Source organism: Pseudomonas sp. GP01-A4 (assembly GCF_058780865.1).
Window position 1 is genome coordinate 32470 of sequence record NZ_JBYSWF010000040.1, and the last position, 23364, is coordinate 55833.

The window sequence follows — 23364 nt, forward strand, 5'->3', positions numbered from 1 at the left end:
TATCAGAGCTGTAGATTTATAAGAAAAGCCAAGAACTACAACGAGTTAAAGCTGTCTTTGAAAGTCGCAAGTAACACCGTGTTTGGTTTGTCGCCATCTGCCGTGCCACCCTTGCGCCCAAAGCCTGCGCTCATGGCGCTCTGTTTCTGTCCCCCAACGCCTCATTTTTCGCGAAGCAATGGGCAGTATTCTTTCTTCCGGAGAGCGGATGATCCGACCCTCGGCGTTGCTTGTGTTGTGCCTGACGTTACTGCTGCCCATGGCGGCGGTTGCGCGTCTGGACGGGCCGCTGGAAGTGACCCGGCCCGGCAAGGTCCGCGACCTTGCGGAAATCCGCAGCAGCCGCACCTTGCGGGTATTGGTCAACCAGAGCCGCAACAGTTCCGGCGAAGTCCAGGGCCAGGCCATCGGTGTTGAATACCATCGCCTGCGCGCTTTCGAGCAATACCTCAACGGTCACGCCCGTGACGGCGAGGAAATCAACCTCAAGATTATTCCCAAGGCCAAGGATCAACTGATTGGCGCATTGGCCCGTGGCGAGGGCGACCTGGTGGCACCCGGCGAATTGCTGGATGTGAAGGCCGCCCACAAGATTGCCACCAGCGACCCGATCGCCAGCGACGTGCCGTTATGGCTGGTGGGGCTGAAGGGCGAGCGGCGGTTTACCCGGCTGGAGCAACTGTCCGGGCGCACGCTGGCCTTGACCACGGGCAGTGCCGCGTCGGATGCGATCAGCCAGGTCAACCAGAAGCTGGCGCTGCACAAATTGCCGCCGGTGAAGGTGGAGTGGGTGGATCCGAGCCTCGCGGTAGAGGACGTGCTGGAGATGGTCCAGGCCGGGATTTTCCACCTGACCATTGTCGAGCGGCCGATTGCCGAACGCTGGGCGAAGATCCTGCCCAAGCTGCGTTTCGACCGGCAAGTGACCATCAGCGAGCCGGGCGAAGAGTATTGGTTTGTGCGCCAGGATGCCTCGATGCTGCGGGCCAGTATTGATCGCTTCCTCAAGACCTACCGCACGCCGTCCGATCAGGATGTGGCGTTCCAGCGCATCTACCGCCGCCTCTACCAGGTACGTTATCCACTGGCTCGCGTCGACCGCCAGCGCCTGGAAAAACTGCGCCCGGTGTTGCAAAAGCATGCCCGCGAGCAGGGCATGGACTGGCTGAACCTGGCCGCGCTGGCGTTCAAGGAGTCTGCCCTGGACCCTGGCGCTCGCAGCAGCGGCGGCCCCACCGGGCTGATGCAGATCACGCCATCGGCGGCGCAGCGGGTCGGGGTGAACAACATCGAAAGCCTGGACAACAATGTGCAGGCGGGCGCGCGGTACCTGGCGATGATCCGGCGCAAGTTCTTCTCAAGCCCCAAGCTCAACGAGCGCGAGCGCATGGCGTTTGTGCTGGCGGCCTACAACATGGGGCCCGAGCGGGTCCAGGGAATGCGTGCCGAGGCGCGGCGGCGGGGGCTTAACCCAAACCAATGGTTTTTCCAGGTCGAGCGAATTGCCATGGAGCAGGTGGGAATGAGCGGCGTCAGCTATGTTAATAGCGTGAACAAGTATTACCTGGCGTTTGATCGTGAGCGGGAGTCGTTGGAGCCGGCAGCGCCACGGGTTGCCTCACGTAAATAATCTATTAATTCGATAATTATGAGCCGCTTTATCGGCTTTTATCATTGTTTAAACTGATTAATATAGCGGCCAACCCAACCCCTACCTTGAAAAGGATTATCAGCATGAGCCCATTGATCACCCGCATCCTCTCCACCCGCGCCGGCTACGGCCTGACTGTCCTGCGGATTTTTGTCGGGATCATCTTCGCCGCCCACGGTTCGCAAAAACTCTTTGGCTGGTTTGGCGGCGGCGGCCTGGCGGGCACTGCCCAGTGGATGGAAAGTATCGGCCTGGCCCCAGGTACCCTGATGGCGGTGCTGTCCGGTGGTACCGAGTTCTTCGCCGGGCTGGCGCTGATCATTGGCTTGCTGGCACGGCCGGCGGCACTCGGCCTGTCGATCATTTCCCTGGTGGCGATTTTCTCGGTGCATATCCATAACGGTTTGTTCATGGCCAACAACGGCTACGAGTTCGCCCTGGCGCTGCTGGGCGGTACGCTGGCCGTGTTGTTGGAAGGTGCGGGCAAATTGTCCGCAGACCGCGCCATCACTCACTGATACCGCGAACCCCCCTTAAAAGGCCCGCCCAGTGCGGGCCTTTTCGTTGCTCGGGATTCTTGACACCGCCCTACAGGCTTCTCTAGGATGTTGCCCATGCGCCGATTTAAACAGCTAATTGCGGGGCGCCACCGGTGACTGATCACAGTCCCGACAGAAGCCAGAGCCATGGGCCAGCTTCGAAATTCCGCTAAAGCGCTGGTTCGGTGTTGCCTCTCACCTGCCCGCAGACTTTTGAGGCAGAGACACGACACAATGAATGCACTACGCCCCCTCATACGCCTGGCCCCGATCACCGCGGACCTGACCCAACGCAATCCTAAAATCCTCTTGGGCGGCAAGCATCAGCCGACGTTGCTGCGCTATCTTGATGGCTGGCCGCGCCGCACGGGGCGGCCTTCGGCCTTTCTGATCCAGTTTGTCGAAGACGGCGACTCCCTTGCGCGCTTTGCGTCCAACAGCTTCGACCTGGCCGTCATTCAGGCACCCAGTGCCAGCGACGCGGGCGAAGTGATACGCCAACTGACCCGCATTGCCCGGCAAGGGCTGATCGCCCGGCGTTGAGCCCTCAGTAGAATGCTGCTGAAGGCAGGTGCCGGTGACGGCGACGCAACAGGAAAATACCCCCCGCAATCAGGCACAGTATCAGCGGTACAGGCACGATATTGAGCAGCTTCACTTTGCGTTCCAGGGCGTGAACCTCGGCGTATGACTGGACCTTCAACGCGTGAATTTCCATGGGGATTCGCAACCGCTCCTTGTTGAGCGCTTGCAGCAGTGTGTTGGAGGTTGCAGCCTGAGGGCCCGGGGAAATTGTCGGGGGGTTGAGCAGTTGCCATTCCTTTTCCGTTTGTTCCAGGCGTTGCGCCAGTTCGGCGGATTTCTCACCGTAGGCCAGTGCCGCGTCTTCGCGCATTGCCTGCAGCACCTGCAGTGATCGAGCACCGCCTGCGCGGGGGCGAATGTTCATCAGTGCATCGGGCGCCGCCAGGTTGTCCAGGGTGTTCAATACAAACATCGCGTTATCTGACAACGGGCTACCCGCCGCGCGATGCTTCTGGAGCATTCCAGACACACGATCGCTGAGCAGGTCAGTGTCGGCGACCACGACCACATGGATGTTCGCAGCCTTTTGCAAGCCGGTGTTACGCCCACTGATGCCGTCAGGAAAGGCGGAATAGGCGGGCCCTTCGACGCGGGCGGCGATCACTTGTTGTTGAGCGCGAGTGGCTGTTTCATTGATCAGTGAATTGAGCTGCGCTGGCAGGGCGAAGCGCTCTGCCTCAAACAGCTCGGCGTGCGCGGAGCTTTGCAGCAACGGGGTGAAGGTCATGCGGCTTCTCTTGGCAGGGGCCAGGGCGCCGCTGCTCAAGACGTTGACGTTGTGAAGTTTCCAGGCGCTGATGTCATCCTGTGCCATCGCCTGGCGGGGCAAGGTCAGTGCCGCGGGATGGCGCACAGGCGGCTGGCCTGTGGTCAGGATCACCGAAGTGGCATAGTCGCGATCGGCAATCACCTTGTTCGCGGGCATCTGGATGCCCCAGGCGGACAGCAATGCTTCCAGCTTGGGGTTTTCCGGGGCCGTGACGCTGGTGTCCAGCCCGACAAGCGGGTCGATAAACATCATCAACTTGCCTGCGCCCAATACAAACTGGTCTATTGCGTAGAGGGTTTGGTCAGGCAGGTTGCCGGGATGAATCACCATCAGGGTTTTGACGTGTTCAGGAATTTGCGCGATACCCGGCTCCAGGCTCACCACGTTGAACTGGCGACGGATCTCCTGCAACACCTGCCAGGGAGGCATATTAACGCCGGTGCGTTCATCTCGCTCACCGTTTATTGGCAGCCGGGAGATCACGCCCACAATGGGTTGCTCGGGGTGGATCACCTTATGAATCAAATGGCTGATTTCATACTCCAGCAGTGACTCCCGGTCCGGGCTGAATGACGGGATGCTATGGGGCGCATGGCCCGCGCTGGTACCCACCAGGCCGAAGAATCCGTGTTGTTCGTCAAGTCCCAGTAACCTGGCTTTGTATTCATCTTCAGAAAAAGGGGTGGGTTCGATGAGGTGCAGGTTGATTTTGCCCTTTGCCGCTTTTTCATATTCCTTGAGCAACAGCTCTACCCGTTTAGCGTAGCTTTCAACGGCGTTGGCTTTGTGTGCACGGTTGCTTGAATTGAAGAAGTACAGATCCACCGGTCTTTCCAGTGAACCGAGCATAGTCTGTACAGGATCGGAAAGTGTATGGATGTTCTGTTCCGAAAAATCCAGCCGTGGATTTGGAAGTTTCAGTGCCCAGACCAGGTTAAAAGCGAGAAACAGTAACAGGAGCGTGATAATTGTGAGGCTGGCACTTAGTCGCGTTTTCATCGTGATGTGTCCTTCTCAACCGTTTCTTACATTCAGGACAATGACCGTCGCGCCAAGAAAGGCGATGATCATACTGATGAAGTACAAACTGTCTTGAAGAGCCAGTACCCCTTGGTCAATGGCGTCAAAACGCGCAGACGGGCTCAGGGAAAGAAGGCGGTCAATCAGCCATACCGGAACTTGATGTTCAATCGCATCAAGAATGGATGACAGGCCACTGGCGGTCAGCAGCAAGCACAGGGTTACGGTGAATATAATCGCGCGATGGTGTGTCAGTGCGCAGATAAAACAACCCACGGATAGATAACATCCGGCCAATACCCAACTTCCCAGGTATTGTGACGCAATGACTGTATTGTCCGGATTGCCAAAATAGTTGACGGTGATAACTATCGGGAAGGTCAACAGCAGGGCCACGCCAGAAACAATCCAGGCCGCCAGAAACTTTCCGACCACTATCTCGAAACGTGTGACGGGCAGGGTTTTCAGGAACTCCATGGAACCGGTGGTGGGCTCGTCGGCCCAAAGCCGAGTGCATAGGACAGGTGTCAACAGTAAGTAGAGCCAGGGGTGCAACTGGAAGAAGCCCTGCAAGTCGGCACTGCCGACTTCCAGTAACCGGGTTGAGTGGAAGCCAAATACAGCAGCGGCGGTCAGGAAAACCGCAGTGCTCAGGTAAGTGACGGGAGCCGAAAGATAACTGACCAGTTGACGCTTGAATATGACCGGGAGAAGTTTCAAATCGATGCCTCCTGGCTCATATGGTGCACAACGTCATCCAGGCGCCCGGCTTCCAGGTTCAGGGCATTGAGCTTCCAGCGGCGCTGGGTGACCAGTGCATTGATGTGGGGGTAGATGATTTGCCCCGGCAGGGCGAGTACGGTCACTGTGCCGGGAGTCTCGCGGTCTTCCTCGATGCCGGCGACCCCGGGCAATACCGCCAGGGCCAACAGGTCCAGCGGTGTGTCGGCTGCAAGGGTGACCGCCTGGTGATGACGGGAGCTGCGCTGCAGTTCGGGCACCGAAGTGTCTGCCACCAATCGGCCGTCGGCTATCACCAGTGCGCGGGTACAAATACCGGTCAGTTCTTCCGGCGCACGGGACGCGACGATGACCGTCATCTCGTCGCTGAGCGACTTGATGAGCATTCTGACTTTGTGTTTCTGGTCGGCATTCAGACCTTCTGTTGGCTCATCGAGCAACAGCAGGCTGGGGTCATGCAGGATTGCCTGGGCGATGGCTACCTTGCGTTTCAACCCGTCCGTGAGGGTTTCCACCGGGCTTTTGAGTATCCGCCACAACTCAAGCCGTGCAACTGCCCGGTCAATCATCTTGCGTTTTTCCGCGCCGCGGAATCCGCGTATTTCGGCAATGAAACCGAGAAAGGCCTTTACACTCATTGCACCATGGCTCAAGAGTCGCTCTGGCTGGTAGCCGGTGACTTTTTTTGCCTGGAATGCATTCAGGGCGATATCGTTACCGAATATTTTTATATGGCCTGAAGAGGGTGTAGTCGAGCCTGAGATCATTTTGATAATAGTTGTTTTTCCCGCACCATCATTTCCAAACAGCCCGAGGCATTCCTGGGGTTGGGCGTTGAATGAGAAGTCATGAATAATGTTTTTTCCGCCCATGGTTTTTGTCAGGCTCGTTATCTCGATCATTATGCTTTTCTACTGAATGGATATGGCAAGGCTGGATTAACCTGGGTGAACAGCAGGTTGTGAATGTTCGAAATTCAATGCTTGAAATCTTTTTATGTTGAAGCTTTTCCGACGTCGCACTGTTAAAAAATGGTACGTTCAATAAACGCTCTTGGAAATGCTGAGGGGGCTGAATAAGATAAGTCCTACATGCCAGACTATGACTCGCTGAAACAATTGTTTTGCTTTTGATGATTTAATTACAGTCGTTGTTTATTTGGTGTTTATTTAAAGTTTATGCCAATTTGAAATGGAGCCTGATGTCATGCTGCTTCTACGTACCCTTGTTCTTGAACAGTCCGGGCATGATGCACCGGTCAATGGTGCACTGCTTTGTGGTTTTGCGGTGGCGCAGATCTCTTCAAACTTTCTTGCCTACAGTCTGGATGAAGAAACAGAGCCCGGTAGTTCACGGGTGTACATCGCAGCGTTGCGCAAAAAGTCCGAACGTTACTTTCTGGGGGCGATAGACTCCAAGGAAGACCTGCAAATAGCGACCCATGTCTTCAAGCAAATCCTGACGCTCGCGGCTGCTCCCGGGGCAAAATCTGCAAGCAGCGGCGAAACTCAGATTCCCTTTCATTTTGTTGATTTGAAAGGCTGCAAATTGCCCCCGGCCAGGCCTGAAGATCATCACTCGTTGACGATCAAGAAATCCCTGGTGATGAAGGTGATTACCCTGGGAACGTCGGCGCCCGGTTTGCCCGCCATTGAAAGCAACACGTTGATCGTGCCGTCGATTCGTTTCTCCTCAAGAATGGTGTCTGCTCCCAGGTCCCCCGATCCTTCAGAGCCTGCGCGGTCATTGCCCGAGCCGGTGACGCAGGCGCCCGAGGCTGAGCTCGAGGTATCCGAGCCGCTCGTTGAGGCGCCACTACAGGCACCGATCGAGGCGCCTGCTGTCGCTGCGGCAGTGCCGGCGCCCATAGTCCAACAACCTGAACCGGTCCCCCAGGCGCCGCCGCCCATGCCTGCCCGGAATGAGTCATCCTCGTTGTTTGAAGTGGACGATACGCTGGCCAATCTTTCCCGATTGTCACAGGAGCTGACGCAGCAAAAGCTCAGCGTGCTCAAGCAGGAAGAAGCGCTTGATCAGTTGCGTCTCGAACTGCGCCAGGAAAGGGCTGACCTTGAGCAGGAGAGTCAGCGGAGTGCCGACAGGATTGCCGAAAAGGAAACGTCCCTGGAACAGTTGGCCCGCACGCTGGCCCTCCGGGAGGAGCATCTGGCTGGCAGCTCGGCGCTGAACCAGACAGAGCAGCGACGAATGGACGAGCGTGCGCGCTACCTGGAGAGCCAGGAAGCCCAGTTGCATGACCGTGACCTTGCGGTGCGCCTCAAGGAGCAACAGCTGACGGCTGCGCTGTTCCAGTTGCCTGTCCTGCGGGACAACCTGAGGGTTACGCTTCAATCCCTGGATGAGTCACTTGCATGGCTTGGCGAGAACGGGCGCGGCCAGCCTGAATGCGGCCCGACCCAGACGGAGGCTGACTGATACGCGTCGTTGCCGGAATCCGCCGGTGGGTCTGGCTACTTTCCCGAGTTCATTTATCATCGACCCCCACAGCCGACATCGGGCGTTAAATGCGTTGTGCCTGATGCGGCAGCGGGTCTGAAAAATGCAAACTTCCAGGGGATGTAGAGCTTTTGAGCACCAAGCTGATTACCAAAGAAGGTCATGAAGCCCTGAAAAAGGAGCTTGATTACCTGTGGCGAGAAAAGCGCCCTGATACCACCCGCAAAGTGACGTGGGCGGCCTCCCTGGGGGACAGGAGCGAAAACGCCGACTACCAGTACAACAAGAAGCTGCTGCGGGAAATTGATCGCCGGGTGCGTTATTTGCGCAAGCGCCTGGAAGACATGCGCGTGGTCGAGTACATGCCCGAGCAGGAAGGGAAGGTGTTTTTCGGCGCCTGGGTGGAGATTGAAAACGAACAGGGCGAGACCAAGCGGTTTCGCATCGTGGGGTACGACGAGATCTATGAGCGTATGGACTACATCTCCATCGACTCACCCATGGCCCGGGCACTGTTGCGCAAGGAAGTGGATGACGAGGCGCTCGTGCAGACCCCCAGTGGCGAAGTGTGCTGGTGGATCACCGCTATCGAATATGTGAAGTGACAACGGATGGCCCGTACGCATGAACGCGTGCGGGCCATTTGCGTTTTCAGCCCTCGCGCAGCACCGTCAACGGGCTGGCATTCAGTGCGCGGCGGGTGCCGAACACGCCGGCACCGCCGATCAGCACGGCGCCGATCACCGGCAGCAGCAATAGCCACGGATGCGGGTGCCAGGTCAGGTCGAACGCGTAGCGGTACAGCACCAGTGTCACCAGTTCGGTGCCCAGCGCTGCCAACAGCCCGCTGACTGCGCCCAACAACCCGAACTCGATACGCCGGGCCTTGACCAGCAACTTGCGCTCAGCCCCCAGCGCCCGCAGCAGGGCGCCCTGGCGAATCCGCTCATCGAGGGTTGCCTGGAGCCCGGAGAACAACACGGCCATCCCCGCCGCCAGGACAAACAACAGCACGTACTCCACCGCCAGGGTGACTTGGGCGAGGATGCTGCGCAGCTGTTCAAGCAGCGCCTCCACCTGCAGGATGGTCACCGCCGGGAAGGCCCGGGACAGGTCGACGATCTGCTGGTCATGACCGGGTGCTAGGTAGAAGCTGGTCAGGTAGGTGGCCGGCAGGTCCTTCAGGGTGCCGGGCTGGAAGATCATGAAGAAGTTGGGCTGGAAGTTGTCCCAGTTGATTTCCCGCAGGCTGGTGACCCGCGCTTCGCGGTTTTCCCCGCCGACGGTAAACACCAGGTGATCGTTGAGCTTGAGTTTCAGGCTGTCGGCGACCTTGGCCTCCACCGAGACGCCTGGAATCTCGTCGGTCGGTTGCGCCGTCCACCAGGAGCCCGCCGTCAGCTTGTTGCCCGGTGGTAGGTCGGCGGCCCAGGTCAGGCTCAAGTCTCGCTGTACTGCACGATCGCCGCTGGAGTCCTTGCTGACAATCTCCTGCACCGGGGCGCCATTGATGCTGATCAAGCGTCCCGGCACCACCGGATACAACGGAGCAGACTGTGCCTGCAATTCCAGCAGGCGTGCGCCGAAGGTGTCTTTGTCGGCAGGCAGGATGTTCAGGGCGAAATAGTTGGGGGCGTCCTTGGGCAACTGGTTCTGCCAGGTGTCCAGCAATTCGCCGCGCAACAACGCGATCAAGCCCATGGATAACAGGATCAGCCCGAACGCCAGTGACTGCCCCGCGGCCGCCAGGGGATGACGCAGCAACTGGCCCAGCCCCAGGCGCCAGGGCAGGGAGGCCCGGGCCAGCAGGCGTCGCAGGCTTTGCAGCAACAGGAGCAGCAGGCCGCCGAGAACCAGCGCGGCAATCACGCCGCCGCCCAGTAGGGCGAAGGTCAGCACCAGGTCGAGGCTCAAGCGCCACATGATCAGGCCCAGGGCGAAGAGTGCGGCGCCGTAGACCATCCAGGTGCTGGAAGGGATTGGCAGCAAGTCGCGGCGCAATACCCGCAGTGGCGGCACCCGCCCCAGGGCGGCCAGCGGCGGCAGGGCGAAACCGGCGAGGGCTACCAGCCCGGTGCCAATCCCGGCAACGGCCGGCAGCAGCCCGCCGGGTGGAACGTCCGCCGGCAGCAGGTCATGCAACAGCGCAAACAGGCCCAATTGCGCCAGCCAGCCGAGCAGGGCGCCGGTCAGGCTGGCCAGCAACCCCAGCACGGCCAATTGCAGGCTGAACAGCAACATGGTTTCGCGTCGCGACAACCCGAGGCAGCGCAGCAAGGCGCTGGCATCAAAGCGTCGGCTGGCGAAGCGATTGGCCGAGAGCGCCACGGCCACGCCGGAGAGCAGCACCGCCACCAGGCTGGCCATGTTCAAGTAACGTTCGGCCTTGCCCAGCGCGCCGCCGATCTGCTGGTTGCCGTCGCGCGCATCCTGCAGCCGCTGGTTGGCAGCCAGGCCGGGCTTGACCAGGTCGCGATAGGTTTGCAGCACGGTGCCGCCCTGTGGCGCGCGCCACAGGTCGCGATAACTCACGCGACTGCCGGGCTGCACCACGCCGGTGGCGTCAAGGTCGGCCAGGTTGATCATCACCCTGGGCGTCAGGCTATAGAAGTTGCCGGCGCGATCCGGCTCATAGGTCAGCACGCGGGAAAGGCGCAGGGTCTTCATGCCGACGTCGATGCTGTCGCCGATTTTCAGGTTCAGTGCCGTCAACAGCCGTGCTTCCACCCAGGCTTCACCGGGTTTGGGGCCACCTCCGGCAGTTTCTTCGGCGAAGGGTTCGGCGGCGCTCTTCAGCTCGCCGCGCAACGGATACGCCTCGTTGACCGCCTTGATGCTGGACAGCTGGATGCCAGCGTCAGTGGCGATCACGCTGGAGAATTCCACCACCCTGGCGTGCTGCAGGCCCAGCTCGGTGCCACTCTGGATTTGCTCGGTGCGGGCGGGTGAACTGCCTTCCAGCACCAGGTCGGCCGCCAGGAACTCGGTGGCGCGCAACATCATCGCGCCGTTCAGGCGGGCACCGAAGTAACCGATGGCGGTGCTGGCGGCCACGGCCACCAGCAGGGCGAAGAACAGCACACGCAGTTCGCCGGCGCGGGCATCGCGCAGCAACTGGCGAAGGGCAAGGCTGAACAGGCGCAACAAGGGCAAGCGTGCCATCAAGGCTCCAGGGGCGCGACCATCAGGCCGGCTTCAAGACGGATCAGGCGACGGCAACGGTGGGCCAGGCGCTCGTCATGGGTCACCAGCACCAGGGTCGTGCCGCTCTCTTTGTTGAGTTCGAACAGCAGGTCGCTGATGCGCTCGCCGGTATGGCTGTCGAGGTTGCCGGTGGGTTCATCGGCAAACAGCACGTCCGGTTCGGCAGCAAACGCCCGGGCAATCGCTACCCGTTGCTGCTCACCCCCCGAAAGTTGGCGCGGCGAGTGGGTGAGACGCTGGCCCAGGCCGACACGCTCCAGCAGGTGTTTGGCGCGCTCGCGGGCGTCCTTGCGACCGTCCAGCTCCAGGGGCAGCATCACGTTTTCCAGCGCGTTGAGGCTGTCGAGCAACTGGAAGGACTGGAACACAAACCCCACGTGCTCGGCGCGGATGCGTGCACGCTGGTCTTCGTCGAGGGTACTCAGGGCCTGGCCGGCGAGGGTGACTTCGCCACTGCTGGGCAGGTCGAGGCCGGCCAGCAGGCCGAGGAGGGTGGATTTGCCGGAACCGGAGGCGCCGACGATAGCCAGGCTATCGCCCTTGTTCAGTTCCAGGCTCAGTTCGTGCAGGATAGTCAGTTCACCTTCCGCGCTGGGAACCACTTTGCTAAGGTTTCGCGCGGTGAGAATGCTTGCGCCCATGGAGAATCCAATGCGAATGTGGTTTTTGAGTGCTGGCCTGGCCTTGATGTGCATGGCCCAGAACGCAGCGGCGGGTACAGTCCTGATCGTTGGCGATAGTATCAGTGCCGGTTTCGGGCTGGATACCAGCAAAGGGTGGGTAGCGTTGTTGGGACAACGGCTCAAGAGCGAAGGTTTCGACGATAAAGTGGTCAACGCCTCCATCAGCGGCGACACCAGTGCCGGAGGCCGGGCGCGGCTGCCGGCGGCGCTTGCAGAGCATAAGCCGGACCTGGTGATCATCGAGCTGGGCGGCAATGACGGCCTGCGTGGGCAGCCACCCGAGCAATTGAAACAAAATCTTGCATCGATGATTGAACAGTCCAAGGCCAGCGGTGCCAAGGTGCTGCTGCTGGGCATGCAGTTGCCGCCTAATTACGGGCCGAAATACACCACCGCGTTTGCTAATGTCTACCCGGCCCTGGCCAAGGAAAAAAGCGTCCCGCTGGTGCCGTTTTTCCTTGAAGGCGTCGGTGGTCATCCGGACCTGATGCAGGCTGACCAATTGCACCCGGCGGTTGGCGCGCAGGGCAAGTTGCTGGAAAATGTCTGGCCAACGCTAAAACCACTGCTATGACGCTTTTCTAGCAGCGGTCTTTCGGCTAAGGTGGCGCCCCCCCGATTTGGAGCCCCCGATGTCGCGTCCTGCCTGGTCACTGTTTGCCTACCAACTGATCGAGCCTGACGAACAGCTGGATCTGTTCGCCTGCCAGGAAGTCCGGGTGCATCTGGTGACGCGTCAATTGGAGTTGGGCGGGTCCATCGACCGCACCCTCTGCGGCACGTTGTTGCCTGCCCAGCCGCGCTGGTCATCGGTGGATCGCTCGATCTTCCAGGACCAGCGTTTGTGCCCCCTGTGCCGGGCGATCCTCGAGTCGCAAAAACGCGGCACACCGCCGATCTGGCCGGAGCTGCGCTTCGAGCTTTGAATATGGGTGCCCGCCGGGCAGCCGTGTACAATCCATTTTCTACTACCCGTCGATCTGCGAAGGAATTCCCGGATGTTGTCGCGCCTTTCCGCCGTCACCTGTTGCCTGTCTCTCGCTGCGCTCTGCGCGGCCGGTCCTGCTGCAGCCTTGCAGTTGCCTTTGCCGCCACCGGGTGAAGATATCGTTGGCCAGGTCCAGGTGATCAAGGCCAAGTACGAAGATACCTTCGCGGACCTCGGCACCACCTACGACCTGGGTTATTCGGAGATGGTCGCGGCCAACCCGGGCGTGGATGCCTGGCTGCCGGGAGCGGGTACCGAGATCGTGTTGCCGACGCGCTTCATCCTGCCGCCCGGCCCGCGTGAAGGCATCGTGATCAACCTGGCGGAGTACCGGCTCTACTACTACCCCAAGGGCCAGAACGTGGTGTACACGTTCCCGTTGGGGATTGGCCGTGAAGGCTGGGGCTCGCCAGTGGCCCACACCACCATCACGGGCAAGATCCCGAACCCGACCTGGACCCCGCCAGCCTCGATCAAGGCAGAACACGCCGCCAATGGCGACCCGTTGCCCAACGTCGTGCCGGCCGGCCCGGACAACCCGCTGGGGCCGTTCAAGTTCACCCTCGGCACGCCGGGCTACCTGATCCACGGTTCCAACATGAAGTTCGGCATCGGTACCCGTACCAGCCACGGTTGCTTCCGCATGTTCAACAACAACGTGCTGGAAATGGCCGACATGGTGCCGGTGGGCACGTCGGTGCGGATTATCAACGACGCCTACAAGTTCGGCGCGGCCGGGGGCAAGGTCTACCTGGAAGCCCATACGCCGCTGAACGACGATGGCACCCCATCGGTCGTCGACAAGCACACCGCCGTCATCAACGCCTTGCTCAAGCGTGAAGACCTGTCCAGCAACCTGCGGGTCAACTGGGACCAGGTGCGTGACGTGGTTGCGGCTGAAGACGGTTTGCCGACGGAAATCGGTGTACCCGGCGGGGCGCCGATGGTATCGAGTACGCCGGTCGATCTGCAGCAGTAAGCCTGCACGATCCATAACCCGTTATCGCCTCGCGCGGTGACGGGTTTTTTATTGTCTGGAATCCAGCCAAATCACAGGCAAAAAAAAGCCGATCCAAGAATGGATCGGCTTGATAACAACCCCGGAGGATTATTACTTGCGGCTTGCTTTTTCAAGCATGCGCAGAGCGCGCTCGTTAGCTTCGTCAGCAGTCTGTTGTGCTTTTTGAGCAGCAGCCAGAGCTTCATCAGCTTTACGGTAGGCTTCGTCTGCACGAGCCTGGGAGCGTGCTGCTGCGTCTTCAGTTGCAGTCAGACGAGCTTCGGTTTCTTTGGAGACGCTGCTGCAACCGGTAGCCAGAACTGCGGCCAGAGCCAGAGCAGAGAATTTCAGAACGTTGTTCATCGTGTTCCCCTTCAAGGACTTTCTATTAAATGGCTACTTTCTCAGAGTGAGCTAATAGCCGGCGTACATACTACCCATTACTTGTAGTAAGTAAACTGACGTAGCGCAAGAAGCAAAAAAAATTCTCGCGTCCAATCTATTTTGGCTAATCTTTCGAGAGTCTGTATAAAAAATATGCAGATTTTTGCACTCGGCCGAGGATTGGATCCAGCCTGAAAGGGCCGGCTGGCATGTGTTAAGCCATGTAAACATAAGTCATTTTATATATCGTCCCTGACACTATTGTTCAGATTGTCTTTTCGCCATTCGGTATCTTTTGTGCATGTTGAGGTGACTTTAAGAGCGCGTGTTCGTCTCAAGCTTCAACTGCCGGCAATGTTCAGGCCATCGACGTAAGGAATCTCGATTGGCCCTTTCTATGTCCGCCAGCGCAACGGAAGACGAGCGCGTCTTGAGCAATTGAGCGATTGGCGCCTACTATTTCCCTGTGCTGGTTGTGAGCGCTAGTGCAAGGCACTGGCCGCTTTTCTCGTTGTCGAAACCGGCACCGGGTGGCGTAGATGTTCCTTCGCCGGAAAAACATCGGTAAGGTAGGGGTCAGAAACCAAGACCCGCGAGGAGTAGTGATGAGCGAGGCGTTGTCCATCCACCATGACCAGGCTGGTCATCAGTTCGAGACCAATGTGGACGGTCATCGTGCCTATCTGACCTATATGGATCTCGGGAAGCAGACCCTGGATATCTATCGCACCTTCGTGCCCAACGCATTGCGCGGCCGTGGCATTGCTGCCGCGCTGACCGAGGAAGCGTTGAAGTTCGCCGAAGAGGCAGGTTATACGGTGATCCCGTCCTGCTCCTACGTTGAGCGCTACATGGAGCGCCACCAGCGCCATGCCGCGAAGCTTTGAGCATTGAGTAGGGCGGTACGCAGAGCATCCCAGGATGCATTCCCACGCAGGGCGGGGGAACGATCAAAAAAAACGCCGGGTTTAGCCCGGCGTTTTTGTGTCCGCAGTCTGTGCTCAGCCGCGCTGGCGCTTGGGCAACACGTCCTTGAGCTTGGCGTGCATGCTGCGCAAGGTGGTCTCGGTGGCAGACCAGTCGATGCACGCATCGGTGATCGACACGCCGTATTGCAGGTCGGCCAGGTCCTTTGGAATCGCCTGGCAGCCCCAGTTCAGGTGGCTTTCGACCATCAGGCCGATGATCGACTGGTTGCCTTCCAGAATCTGGTTGGCCACGTTCTCCATCACCAGCGGTTGCAGGGCCGGGTCCTTGTTGGAGTTGGCGTGGCTGCAATCGACCATGATGTTCGGCTTGATCTTCGCCTTGTTCAGCGCCTGTTCGCACAAGGCCACGCTGACCGAATCATAGTTGGGCTTGCCATTGCCGCCACGCAGTACCACGTGACCGTAGGCGTTGCCCTTTGTGGTGACGATGGACACGCCACCTTCCTGGTTGATGCCCAGGAAGCGGTGCGGGCTGGAGACCGACTGCAGGGCGTTGATCGCCACGGTCAGGCCGCCATCGGTACCGTTCTTGAAACCCACGGCCGAGGACAGGCCGGAAGCCATTTCGCGGTGAGTCTGGGATTCGGTGGTGCGTGCACCAATTGCCGACCAGCTGATCAGGTCTTGCAGGTACTGCGGGGAAATCGGGTCCAGGGCTTCGGTTGCCGTCGGCAGGCCCATTTCCGCCAGGTCCAGCAGCAATTGACGACCGATGTGCAGGCCATCCTGGATCTTGAACGAGTCGTCCAGGTACGGGTCGTTGATCAAGCCTTTCCAGCCGACTGTGGTACGCGGCTTCTCGAAATAGACACGCATCACCAGGTACAAGGTGTCGGACACTTCCGCCGCCAGCACCTTCAGGCGCTCGGCGTATTCGTGGGCAGCCTTGAGGTCATGGATCGAGCACGGCCCGATGACCACGAACAGGCGGTGGTCGGTGCCGTCGAGAATCTCACGGATGACTTCGCGGCCCTTGGTGACGGTCTGCAGGGCAGCGTCGCTCAGGGGGATTTCGCGCTTGAGCTGATCGGGCGTGATCAGGGTCTCGTTGGATTCGACGTTAAGGTCGTTGATCGGTAAATCAGCCATCGTGTTACTCGTCAGGGTCACGGGTGCCGGCCGCCAGCGATCCCCGTGCGGCGGAGCACAGCATGATTTAAGTGCAGCGGGGAGCGGAACCTTAGCGCGTTACAAGGCTGCGAGACAATGGGCAACGTCCGCTTTAATCCAGCGCTGGCAGCACAAAAGCCTCATGGGAGAACTCGCCGGCATGGCGCGTGACCCATTCCCGGGCCAGCGCTTCGCTCTGCCCGGGTGTGGGCTCGACGCCTTCGTGGAGGCGGCAGTACCGTTCGATCTGGCACACTTGCTCACCCATCCGCGCACCGAACAAGGCCTGCTCATCGGTAAAGGCAATGTCGACGCGGTAGCCGTTTTCGGCCTTGCGGCACCATGCCACATAGCCCGGATAGCGGGCCGTCTGGCCCAGTGAGGGGATGTGCAACTCGATGGCCGCGCCCTGGTGCCAGGCGCGTGGGCAATTGCATGCGACGCCGCCCAGGCCGATAGTGTGCAGCCGTTGGCGGGAAATGCCGGAAATGGGGCGTTGGGTTATTTCGACAGCGACATCATCAGGGTGAGGAAAGAAACGACCCATGCACACGGACTCCGAGCACCGTCCAGTTGACGGCGGTGGCAGCAGTATAGTGAAAGAACTGCAACTTACCGACCTGGATATCGACCAGCAATTACTGGGGCTTCCCGGCACGTCCCTGGTGGTGTTTACCGGTGACGGCTGCTCGCGTTGCCGCTTCCTGCACCAGCAACTGCCGGGTTGGGACTTGCCGGTGGACCGGGTGTGCTGGGTGGATGCGGGTCACAATGGCGGGGCAGTGGAGCGCTACGAGATCTTTCACCTGCCGGCGTTGTTTGTGGTGTGTAACGGGAAATTCCATGGAATATTAGCGTCACTGACGCGTCTGACCGCCAGCGACCTGACTCAAGGTGTGCAGCAGGCGCTCAAACGAATACCAGAGGAGTTGCCATGACCGAAGTAACAAAACAGTCGCCACGGATCGGGATCATCGGCACCGGGGCCATTGGTGGCTACTACGGTGTGATGCTCGCGCGCGCCGGCTTCGATGTGCATTTCCTGCTGCGCAGCGAGTACGCGGCGGTCAGCGAGCGCGGCCTGCAACTCAACAGCACGATCCACGGAACCGTGCACCTTCACCCGGTACAGGCTTATGCCCGCGCCGCCGACATGCCGCCGTGCGACTGGCTGCTGGTGGGCACCAAATCGACCGGGAATGTCGAACTGGCCCCGACCATCGCTCAGGTTGCCGCCCCGGACGCCAGGATAATCCTGTTGCAAAATGGCCTCGACGTAGAGGACAGCCTGCGTGAACACCTGCCGCCGTCGCTGCACCTGCTGGGTGGCCTGTGCTACATCGGCGTGCACCGTTCCGGTCCCGGGATCGTCGAGCATCAGGCGCTGGGCCGGGTCAACCTGGGTTACCACAGTGGCCCCGCGGCCAACGATGACAGCGGTCGGCAAGCCATCGTCGAAGAAGGCGCCGCGCTGTTTCACCAGGCCGGTATCGATTCCCAGGCCATGGCCAATGTGCACCAGGCGCGCTGGCATAAACTGGTGTGGAACGTGCCTTACAACGGTCTCTCGGTAGTGTTCGGCACGGGCACCACGGCGATGATGGCGGATGAGTCCAGCCGCGAACTGATCCAGGCGCTGATGGCCGAAGTGGTGCAGGGCGCCCACGCCTGCGGGCATGAGATTCCCGCCAGTTACGCCGGGCAGATGTTCACCATGACCGAGAGCATGGATGACTACTTGCCCAGCATGTATCACGATTACGTGCACAAGCGCCCGCTGGAACTGGCGGCGATCTACGCGCGCCCCTTGGCCGCGGCCAACGCGGCGGGTTGTGAATTGCCACGCATGCAGGCGCTGTATCAGGCCTTGAGTTTTATGGATCGGCATAACCGCTGATTGGGGGGAACACCATGGCGAAGGGATTGGGCGACAAACTGGTGCTGGCGATTTCCTCGCGAGCGCTGTTCGACCTGAGCGAGAGCCACAAGGTCTACCTGGCCCAAGGCGTCGAGGCGTACCGCAAGTACCAGATCGACCACGAGGAAGAAACCCTCGAGCCCGGTGACGCCTACCCGCTGGTGAAGAAACTCCTGAGCCTCAACGCCAGCCTCGGCCGCGCCCGGGTCGAGGTGGTGCTGGTGTCGCGCAACAGTGCCGACACCGGCTTGCGTGTATTCAATTCGATCCAGCATTACGGGCTCGACATCTCCCGCGCGGCGTTTGTCGGCGGGCGCAGCCCTTATCCTTATCTGGCGGCGTTTGGCTGCCACCTGTTTCTGTCCACCCATGCCGAGGATGTGCGCAGCGCCCTGGATGCCGGGTTTGCCGCAGCGACGATTCTGTCGGGCGGCGCAGGTCGGGCCTCCAGTGCTGAATTGCGGATCGCCTTCGATGGCGACGCGGTGCTGTTTTCCGACGAGTCCGAGCGCGTTTATCAGTCGGGCGGCCTTGAAGCCTTCCAGGCCAGCGAGCGCGAATCCGCCCACGAGCCGTTGCGCGGCGGCCCATTCAAGGGCTTCCTGGCGGCACTCAACCTGTTGCAGCGCGAGTTCCCCGACGAGTCCTGCCCTATCCGCACTGCGCTGGTGACCGCCCGTTCGGCGCCTTCCCACGAGCGGGTGATTCGCACGCTGCGCGAGTGGGATATCCGTCTCGACGAGTCGCTGTTTCTTGGTGGCCTGGAGAAGTCGGCGTTCCTCGAAGCCTTCGCCGCCGATGTGTTTTTCGATGACCAGGAAGGGCATTGCGAGAAGGCCCGGGAGTTCGTGGCCACCGGTCACGTCCCCCATGGCATCAGTAACGAGTTGAAAATTCAGACCGAGGGCTGAGCACTGCCAAAGGCGCTGCTAAGCTGAATCAATCCCCGCCATCCTGGCTGCCCAGGAGGTTCTATGATTCGTTCGATGCTGTACGCCACTGACCTCGGTCTGTATGCCCCCTATGTGATGCAACATGCCCTGGCGCTGGCGCGAACGTTCAAGGCTGATCTGTATGTGATTCACGTGGTCGAGCCCATCGGGCTGTTCGCCGAATCGGTGTTGCAGAGCTACCTTGATGAGAAGGCCTTGAGTGAATGGCAAAGCCAGGGCCTGACGACGGTGATGGCGACCATCGAACAACGGGTGCTCGACAGTTTTCGCGAGGAGCTGGGGGACGGGGAGCAGGACCTCAAGTTGATCCGTTCGGTGCGGGTGATCCAGGGTGATCCTTGTGAAGTGATTCTCGACCAGTCGCAGAAACTCTCTGTGGATTTGTTGATCGTAGGTAGTCACAGCCAGGCGGTCGGGGTGGCAACACCTCTGGGGAGAACCGCCGCACGGGTGCTGCAGCTGTCCCAGGTGCCGGTGTACCTGGTGCCGCTGTTGCAGCGTCGACGCAGTGACGACGTGTGATTGGTAGAAAACGATAAAAAGTTCTAGATTTATCCGTCTAACCTTTAATATAGTTATATACCGTCGCTGATACCCGTGGCGTCTATCCGCTTTGAGGGACACATATGAAGCTTCAACAACTGCGCTACATCTGGGAAGTGGCGCACCACGACCTCAACGTTTCCGCTACTGCTCAAAGCCTTTACACCTCGCAACCCGGTATCAGCAAGCAGATCCGCCTGCTCGAAGATGAGTTGGGCGTTGAAGTGTTCGCACGCAGCGGCAAGCACCTGACCCGTGTCACCCCGGCCGGTGAGCGCATCATCACCACCGCCGGCGAGATCCTGCGCAAGGTCGAAAGCATCAAGCAGATCGCCCAGGAATTCTCCAACGAGAAAAAGGGCACCCTGTCGATCGCCACCACCCACACCCAGGCGCGTTATGCGCTGCCGCCGGTGATCAGCAGCTTTATCAAGCAGTACCCGGACGTGGCCTTGCACATGCACCAGGGCTCGCCGATGCAGATCGCCGAGATGGCCGCCGACGGCACCGTCGATTTCGCGATTGCCACCGAAGCGCTGGAATTGTTCGGCGACCTGGTGATGATGCCGTGCTACCGCTGGAACCGTTGCGTCGTGGTCCCACAAGGCCACCCACTGGCCAAGCTGCCGAAGCTGACCCTGGAAGCCCTGGCTGAATACCCGATCGTGACTTACGTGTTCGGTTTCACCGGCCGTTCGAAACTCGATGAAGCCTTCAGCCATCGTGGCCTGACGCCGAAAGTGGTGTTCACCGCGGCTGATGCCGACGTCATCAAGACTTATGTGCGCCTGGGCCTGGGTGTCGGTATCGTCGCCAAGATGGCGGTCGACACCAAGCTCGACAACGACCTGGTGGTGCTCGATGCCAGCGAGCTGTTCGAGTCCAGCGTGACCAAGATCGGTTTCCGTCGTGGCACCTTCCTGCGTGGTTTCATGTGCGACTTCATTGAAAAATTCGCGCCGCACCTGACGCGCGAAGTGATGGCCAAGGCCATCCAGTGCCACAACAAGCAGGAACTGGAAGAGCTGTTCGACGGCGTTGAACTACCGGTTCACTGATCGGCTTACTTCACCTCGGTAACAGCAAACTGTTGCCGAGCGCCCCCCACCAGAATCTCCACCTCATCCCCTTCGAACTTGCCCAACAGGCTTTTGCCCAAGGGCGAGCGTGGGGTGATGACGGTCACCGGTTGCCCCACCACATCGACCTTCAAGCCTGCGCCGTCCGGCGCCAGGAATAGCCACTGCTGGCGATCGTTTTCATCTGCCAACCCCAGTAATGCGCCCACTTCGATGCCGCGCTGGTCATCGTAGGCCCGCAGTTGCATGTTCTGGCAGAGCGTCAGCGCCTGCCGGATCTCCTCGACGCGTCGGGCCTGGCCGGCTGCCAGGTAAGAAGCCTCCAGGCCCAGGGTGTCGTACTTGTTCTCGGCGATGTTTTCTTCGTGGGTCGCGGTTTCGTACGCGGTTTGCGCAGCGCGCTGGGCGATATCGAGATCGACCGCGAGTTTGTCCAAAACCAACTGGTGAATGGCGTGTTTATTCATGGGCGGCTTTCGTGATCAATCGCAAAATTGCAGGACGTTGGCCCGGCTCTTGTCGTTGGGGGCGTTCTGGTCCTGTTGCAGCCAGAACTGGCATTTGGGGTTGGACAGGTTACGCGGGTTGTTGCGGGCCTGGTCCAGGGTTTGCTGTTGCTCCTGCTTGCGCAGGTTCTCCTGGTACTGCTCGAACATCCGGTTCGGCGGCTCCGGTGCAACCACCTCTGGCTTGCCCAGTTGCTGCACCACTCGGGCCACCGGCGCCACGGTTTGCTCGGGCAGGTAGCGGGAAGCCAGCCACACGCTCAGCACAATGGCGATAAACCCCAGCCACAGGCCGAAGGCCACGGCGATACTGAGTTTGAACAGCGAGAACGAACGATCAGACATGGTGGCCTCCTGGCAGGCACGTGCGGCATGGCGCCGATTGTCCCACAGCCGCGCGCAGAATAATCGCGATCAACCCTTCTGTATCGAGGCATTTATACGGACAATCGAGCCTTTGAGCGTTGGAGCCCGGAATGAAAGCCCGCTGGGATATTTTTTGCAGCGTCGTCGATAACTACGGCGACATCGGCGTGACCTGGCGCCTGGCCCGGCAATTGGTGGCGGAACAAGGGTGTGCGGTGCGCTTGTGGGTCGATGACCTGCGGGCGTTCGAACGCATGTGCCCCGAGATTGATGTGCAGGTGCACCAGCAATGGCAAGAGGGCGTCGACGTGCGCTACTGGCCCTCCGACTGGCCGGCGACCGACGCGGCAGACGTGGTGATCGCTGCGTTCGCCTGTCAATTGCCGCCTGACTACATGGAGGCGATGGCCGCACGCGACCGCACGCCGCTGTGGATGAACCTGGATTACCTGAGCGCCGAAGACTGGGTGGTCGGCTGCCACGGTTTGCCCTCGGTGAAATTCAAGGGCGTGCAAAAGTACTTCTTCTTTCCCGGATTCCGTCCCGGCACCGGCGGTTTATTGCGTGAGGCGGGGCTGCTGGAACAGCGCGATGCCTTCCAGCAAGACGCCGCCGCCCGGCAGCAGTTTCTGCAGGCGCTTGGGGTTTTCCCGGTGGACGGTGCGCGGATGATGTCGTTGTTCGCCTATGAAAACGCCGGGCTGGCCAGTTGGCTCGACGTGCTGGCGGCCGATGGGCGCGCCACTCATCTGCTGGTGCCGGAAGGGCGGATCCTCGGAGATGTGCAGGGCTGGCTGGGGGTCGAGTCATTGGAAGTAGGTGATGTGCACCGGCGCGACGGGTTGACCGTGCAAGTGCTGCCGTTTGTGCGCCAGGAGCAATACGACCGGCTGTTGTGGTGCTGCGACTTCAACGCCGTGCGCGGCGAAGACTCGTTCGTGCGGGCGCAATGGGCCGGGCGGCCACTGTTGTGGCATATCTATCGCCAGGACGAAGACATTCACCTGGACAAGCTCGATGCGTTCCTTGAGTTGTATACCGAAGGTCTGTCTCCGGCTGCGAAAGTCGCGTTGGTCGGCCTTTGGCAGGCCTGGAACGCTGATGGCGATATGGCACTTTGCTGGAAAATGCTGCTGGAACACTGGCCGGAAGTGACCGCGAACGCCGAGAAATGGGCTCTGGAACAAGCCTCGCGGACCGATCTTGCGACGGCGCTGGTACAGTTTTATGTAAATTGGATATGATACGCGACCTTGATTTTTGTAAATCCCATCCAAATTTCGGATATTCGCAATGAAAACTGGTAAAGAACTGAAACCCGGTACAGTGATCCGTCTCGAAAACGACCCTTGGCTGGTTCAGAAAGCTGAGTTCACCAAGTCTGGTCGTAACAGCGCAATCATGAAGACCAAGCTGAAGAACCTGCTGACCGGTTACAAGACCGAGATCGTCTACAGCGCCGATGACAAACTGGACGACGTGATCCTCGACCGCAAAGAAGCGACCCTGTCCTTCATCAGCGGCGACACCTACACGTTCATGGACACCACCGACTACACCATGTACGAGCTGAACGCTGAAGACATCGAAGCCGTTCTGCCGTTCGTGGAAGAAGGCATGGAAGACGTCTGCGAAGCTATCTTCTTCGAAGACCGTCTGGTTTCCGTAGAGCTGCCGACCACTATCGTGCGTAAGGTTGCCTACACCGAAGGTTCCGCTCGCGGCGACACTTCGGGCAAGGTGATGAAGCCCGCCAAGCTGGCTAACGGTACCGAACTGCAAGTAGCCGATTTCATCGAAATCGACGACCTGATCGAGATCGACACCCGTGAAGGTGGTTCGTACAAAGGTCGCGCCAAGAAGTAATTCTTGCGCCACC

The 23364-nt window shown here is 59.8% G+C and carries 26 protein-coding genes; 16 read left to right on the forward strand and 10 right to left on the reverse strand.

The window, feature by feature from the left end:
- Positions 1-208: 208 nt before the first annotated feature.
- From AC3WKX_RS21400 to AC3WKX_RS21410, 3 genes are all read left to right on the forward strand, one after another.
- Positions 209-1630, forward strand: a complete 1422-nt coding sequence (locus tag AC3WKX_RS21400; protein WP_102368437.1) for an MltF family protein — start codon at positions 209-211, stop codon at positions 1628-1630.
- A 104-nt stretch (positions 1631-1734) separates the two neighbouring features.
- On the forward strand, positions 1735-2169 hold the full coding sequence (locus tag AC3WKX_RS21405) for a DoxX family protein (protein ID WP_003218737.1): 435 nt from the start codon (positions 1735-1737) through the stop codon (positions 2167-2169).
- Positions 2170-2424: 255 nt separating this feature from the next.
- Complete coding sequence (locus AC3WKX_RS21410) at positions 2425-2733, forward strand: hypothetical protein (RefSeq protein ID WP_003218736.1); 309 nt, start codon at positions 2425-2427, stop codon at positions 2731-2733.
- Between the two features lie 4 nt (positions 2734-2737).
- Here AC3WKX_RS21410 and AC3WKX_RS21415 read toward each other — a convergent pair whose 3' ends face one another.
- The 3 genes from AC3WKX_RS21415 to AC3WKX_RS21425 are packed head-to-tail and all read right to left on the reverse strand — an operon-like array spanning position 2738 to position 6207.
- Complete coding sequence (locus tag AC3WKX_RS21415; protein WP_102605080.1) at positions 2738-4543, reverse strand: Gldg family protein; 1806 nt, start codon at positions 4541-4543, stop codon at positions 2738-2740.
- 15 nt (positions 4544-4558) lie between these two features.
- On the reverse strand, positions 4559-5284 hold the full coding sequence (locus tag AC3WKX_RS21420; RefSeq protein WP_102605079.1) for an ABC transporter permease: 726 nt from the start codon (positions 5282-5284) through the stop codon (positions 4559-4561).
- Positions 5281-6207, reverse strand: a complete 927-nt coding sequence (locus tag AC3WKX_RS21425) for an ABC transporter ATP-binding protein (protein WP_023659064.1) — start codon at positions 6205-6207, stop codon at positions 5281-5283. The genes AC3WKX_RS21420 and AC3WKX_RS21425 overlap by 4 nt, the downstream gene beginning before the upstream one ends.
- 304 nt (positions 6208-6511) lie before the next feature.
- Between AC3WKX_RS21425 and AC3WKX_RS21430 the strand changes: the two genes are divergently transcribed.
- Together AC3WKX_RS21430 and greB are read left to right on the forward strand one after the other, a co-directional pair.
- A complete protein-coding gene (locus AC3WKX_RS21430; RefSeq protein WP_102605078.1) occupies positions 6512-7741 on the forward strand; it encodes a hypothetical protein in 1230 nt (409 codons plus the stop codon).
- A gap of 152 nt (positions 7742-7893) precedes the next feature.
- Complete coding sequence (gene greB, locus AC3WKX_RS21435) at positions 7894-8367, forward strand: transcription elongation factor GreB (RefSeq protein WP_008437752.1); 474 nt, start codon at positions 7894-7896, stop codon at positions 8365-8367.
- 46 nt (positions 8368-8413) lie between these two features.
- Here the strand turns inward: greB and AC3WKX_RS21440 are convergent, their stop codons facing one another.
- Together AC3WKX_RS21440 and AC3WKX_RS21445 are read right to left on the reverse strand one after the other, a co-directional pair.
- Complete coding sequence (locus tag AC3WKX_RS21440) at positions 8414-10924, reverse strand: ABC transporter permease (protein WP_102605077.1); 2511 nt, start codon at positions 10922-10924, stop codon at positions 8414-8416.
- Positions 10924-11607: an ABC transporter ATP-binding protein gene (locus AC3WKX_RS21445; protein ID WP_003218726.1), complete on the reverse strand. Its 684-nt coding sequence runs from the start codon at positions 11605-11607 to the stop codon at positions 10924-10926. Before AC3WKX_RS21445 ends, AC3WKX_RS21440 begins: the two co-directional genes overlap by 1 nt.
- A 10-nt stretch (positions 11608-11617) precedes the next feature.
- Here AC3WKX_RS21445 and AC3WKX_RS21450 point away from each other — a divergent pair, with 10 nt between their 5' ends.
- The 3 genes from AC3WKX_RS21450 (at position 11618) to AC3WKX_RS21460 (ending at position 13616) form a co-directional block, all read left to right on the forward strand.
- Entirely contained in the window at positions 11618-12223 is a 606-nt protein-coding gene (locus AC3WKX_RS21450) for an arylesterase (protein ID WP_003218725.1), read from the forward strand.
- A gap of 58 nt (positions 12224-12281) precedes the next feature.
- Positions 12282-12575, forward strand: a complete 294-nt coding sequence (locus AC3WKX_RS21455) for a hypothetical protein (RefSeq protein ID WP_003218723.1) — start codon at positions 12282-12284, stop codon at positions 12573-12575.
- Between the two features lie 72 nt (positions 12576-12647).
- Positions 12648-13616: a L,D-transpeptidase family protein gene (locus tag AC3WKX_RS21460; RefSeq protein ID WP_008437756.1), complete on the forward strand. Its 969-nt coding sequence runs from the start codon at positions 12648-12650 to the stop codon at positions 13614-13616.
- Between the two features lie 132 nt (positions 13617-13748).
- On the opposite strand, the gene oprI is transcribed toward AC3WKX_RS21460, so the two are convergent.
- Positions 13749-14000 carry an outer membrane lipoprotei OprI gene (oprI, locus tag AC3WKX_RS21465; protein ID WP_003172710.1) on the reverse strand — a complete coding sequence of 84 codons (252 nt, stop codon included), beginning with the start codon at positions 13998-14000 and terminating at the stop codon, positions 13749-13751.
- 626 nt (positions 14001-14626) lie between these two features.
- Between oprI and AC3WKX_RS21470 the strand changes: the two genes are divergently transcribed.
- On the forward strand, positions 14627-14908 hold the full coding sequence (locus AC3WKX_RS21470; RefSeq protein WP_003189869.1) for a GNAT family N-acetyltransferase: 282 nt from the start codon (positions 14627-14629) through the stop codon (positions 14906-14908).
- A 114-nt stretch (positions 14909-15022) separates the two neighbouring features.
- On the opposite strand, the gene AC3WKX_RS21475 is transcribed toward AC3WKX_RS21470, so the two are convergent.
- Together AC3WKX_RS21475 and AC3WKX_RS21480 are read right to left on the reverse strand one after the other, a co-directional pair.
- Complete coding sequence (locus AC3WKX_RS21475; RefSeq protein ID WP_003218719.1) at positions 15023-16099, reverse strand: 3-deoxy-7-phosphoheptulonate synthase; 1077 nt, start codon at positions 16097-16099, stop codon at positions 15023-15025.
- Between the two features lie 133 nt (positions 16100-16232).
- Positions 16233-16667, reverse strand: a complete 435-nt coding sequence (locus AC3WKX_RS21480; RefSeq protein WP_102605076.1) for a PilZ domain-containing protein — start codon at positions 16665-16667, stop codon at positions 16233-16235.
- Between AC3WKX_RS21480 and AC3WKX_RS21485 the strand changes: the two genes are divergently transcribed.
- The 5 genes from AC3WKX_RS21485 (at position 16666) to cysB (ending at position 20592) form a co-directional block, all read left to right on the forward strand.
- Positions 16666-17058 (forward strand): YbbN family protein, encoded by a 393-nt coding sequence (locus tag AC3WKX_RS21485; RefSeq protein WP_102605075.1) that lies wholly within the window; start codon positions 16666-16668, stop codon positions 17056-17058. The two genes, AC3WKX_RS21480 and AC3WKX_RS21485, sit on opposite strands and share 2 nt — an antisense overlap.
- Positions 17055-18017, forward strand: coding sequence for a putative 2-dehydropantoate 2-reductase (locus AC3WKX_RS21490; protein WP_003218713.1), 963 nt, complete (start codon positions 17055-17057; stop codon positions 18015-18017). Before AC3WKX_RS21485 ends, AC3WKX_RS21490 begins: the two co-directional genes overlap by 4 nt.
- Before the next feature lie 14 nt (positions 18018-18031).
- Positions 18032-18949 (forward strand): 5'-nucleotidase, encoded by a 918-nt coding sequence (locus AC3WKX_RS21495; RefSeq protein ID WP_102605074.1) that lies wholly within the window; start codon positions 18032-18034, stop codon positions 18947-18949.
- 63 nt (positions 18950-19012) lie between these two features.
- A complete protein-coding gene (locus AC3WKX_RS21500) occupies positions 19013-19513 on the forward strand; it encodes a universal stress protein (RefSeq protein ID WP_003218709.1) in 501 nt (166 codons plus the stop codon).
- A 104-nt stretch (positions 19514-19617) separates the two neighbouring features.
- Positions 19618-20592, forward strand: a complete 975-nt coding sequence (cysB, locus tag AC3WKX_RS21505; protein WP_003218707.1) for an HTH-type transcriptional regulator CysB — start codon at positions 19618-19620, stop codon at positions 20590-20592.
- Positions 20593-20597: 5 nt separating this feature from the next.
- On the opposite strand, the gene AC3WKX_RS21510 is transcribed toward cysB, so the two are convergent.
- Both AC3WKX_RS21510 and AC3WKX_RS21515 read right to left on the reverse strand, forming a co-directional pair.
- Entirely contained in the window at positions 20598-21080 is a 483-nt protein-coding gene (locus AC3WKX_RS21510) for a GreA/GreB family elongation factor (RefSeq protein WP_008437765.1), read from the reverse strand.
- A 15-nt stretch (positions 21081-21095) separates the two neighbouring features.
- Positions 21096-21464: a hypothetical protein gene (locus AC3WKX_RS21515; protein WP_003218702.1), complete on the reverse strand. Its 369-nt coding sequence runs from the start codon at positions 21462-21464 to the stop codon at positions 21096-21098.
- 131 nt (positions 21465-21595) lie between these two features.
- Here AC3WKX_RS21515 and earP point away from each other — a divergent pair, with 131 nt between their 5' ends.
- Both earP and AC3WKX_RS21525 read left to right on the forward strand, forming a co-directional pair.
- The gene (gene earP / locus AC3WKX_RS21520; protein ID WP_008437768.1) at positions 21596-22729 is read left to right on the forward strand and encodes an elongation factor P maturation arginine rhamnosyltransferase EarP; all 1134 of its coding nucleotides are present in this window, start codon (positions 21596-21598) and stop codon (positions 22727-22729) included.
- 49 nt (positions 22730-22778) lie between these two features.
- Entirely contained in the window at positions 22779-23351 is a 573-nt protein-coding gene (locus tag AC3WKX_RS21525) for an elongation factor P (protein WP_003218698.1), read from the forward strand.
- The last annotated feature ends 13 nt before the right edge of the window (positions 23352-23364 follow it).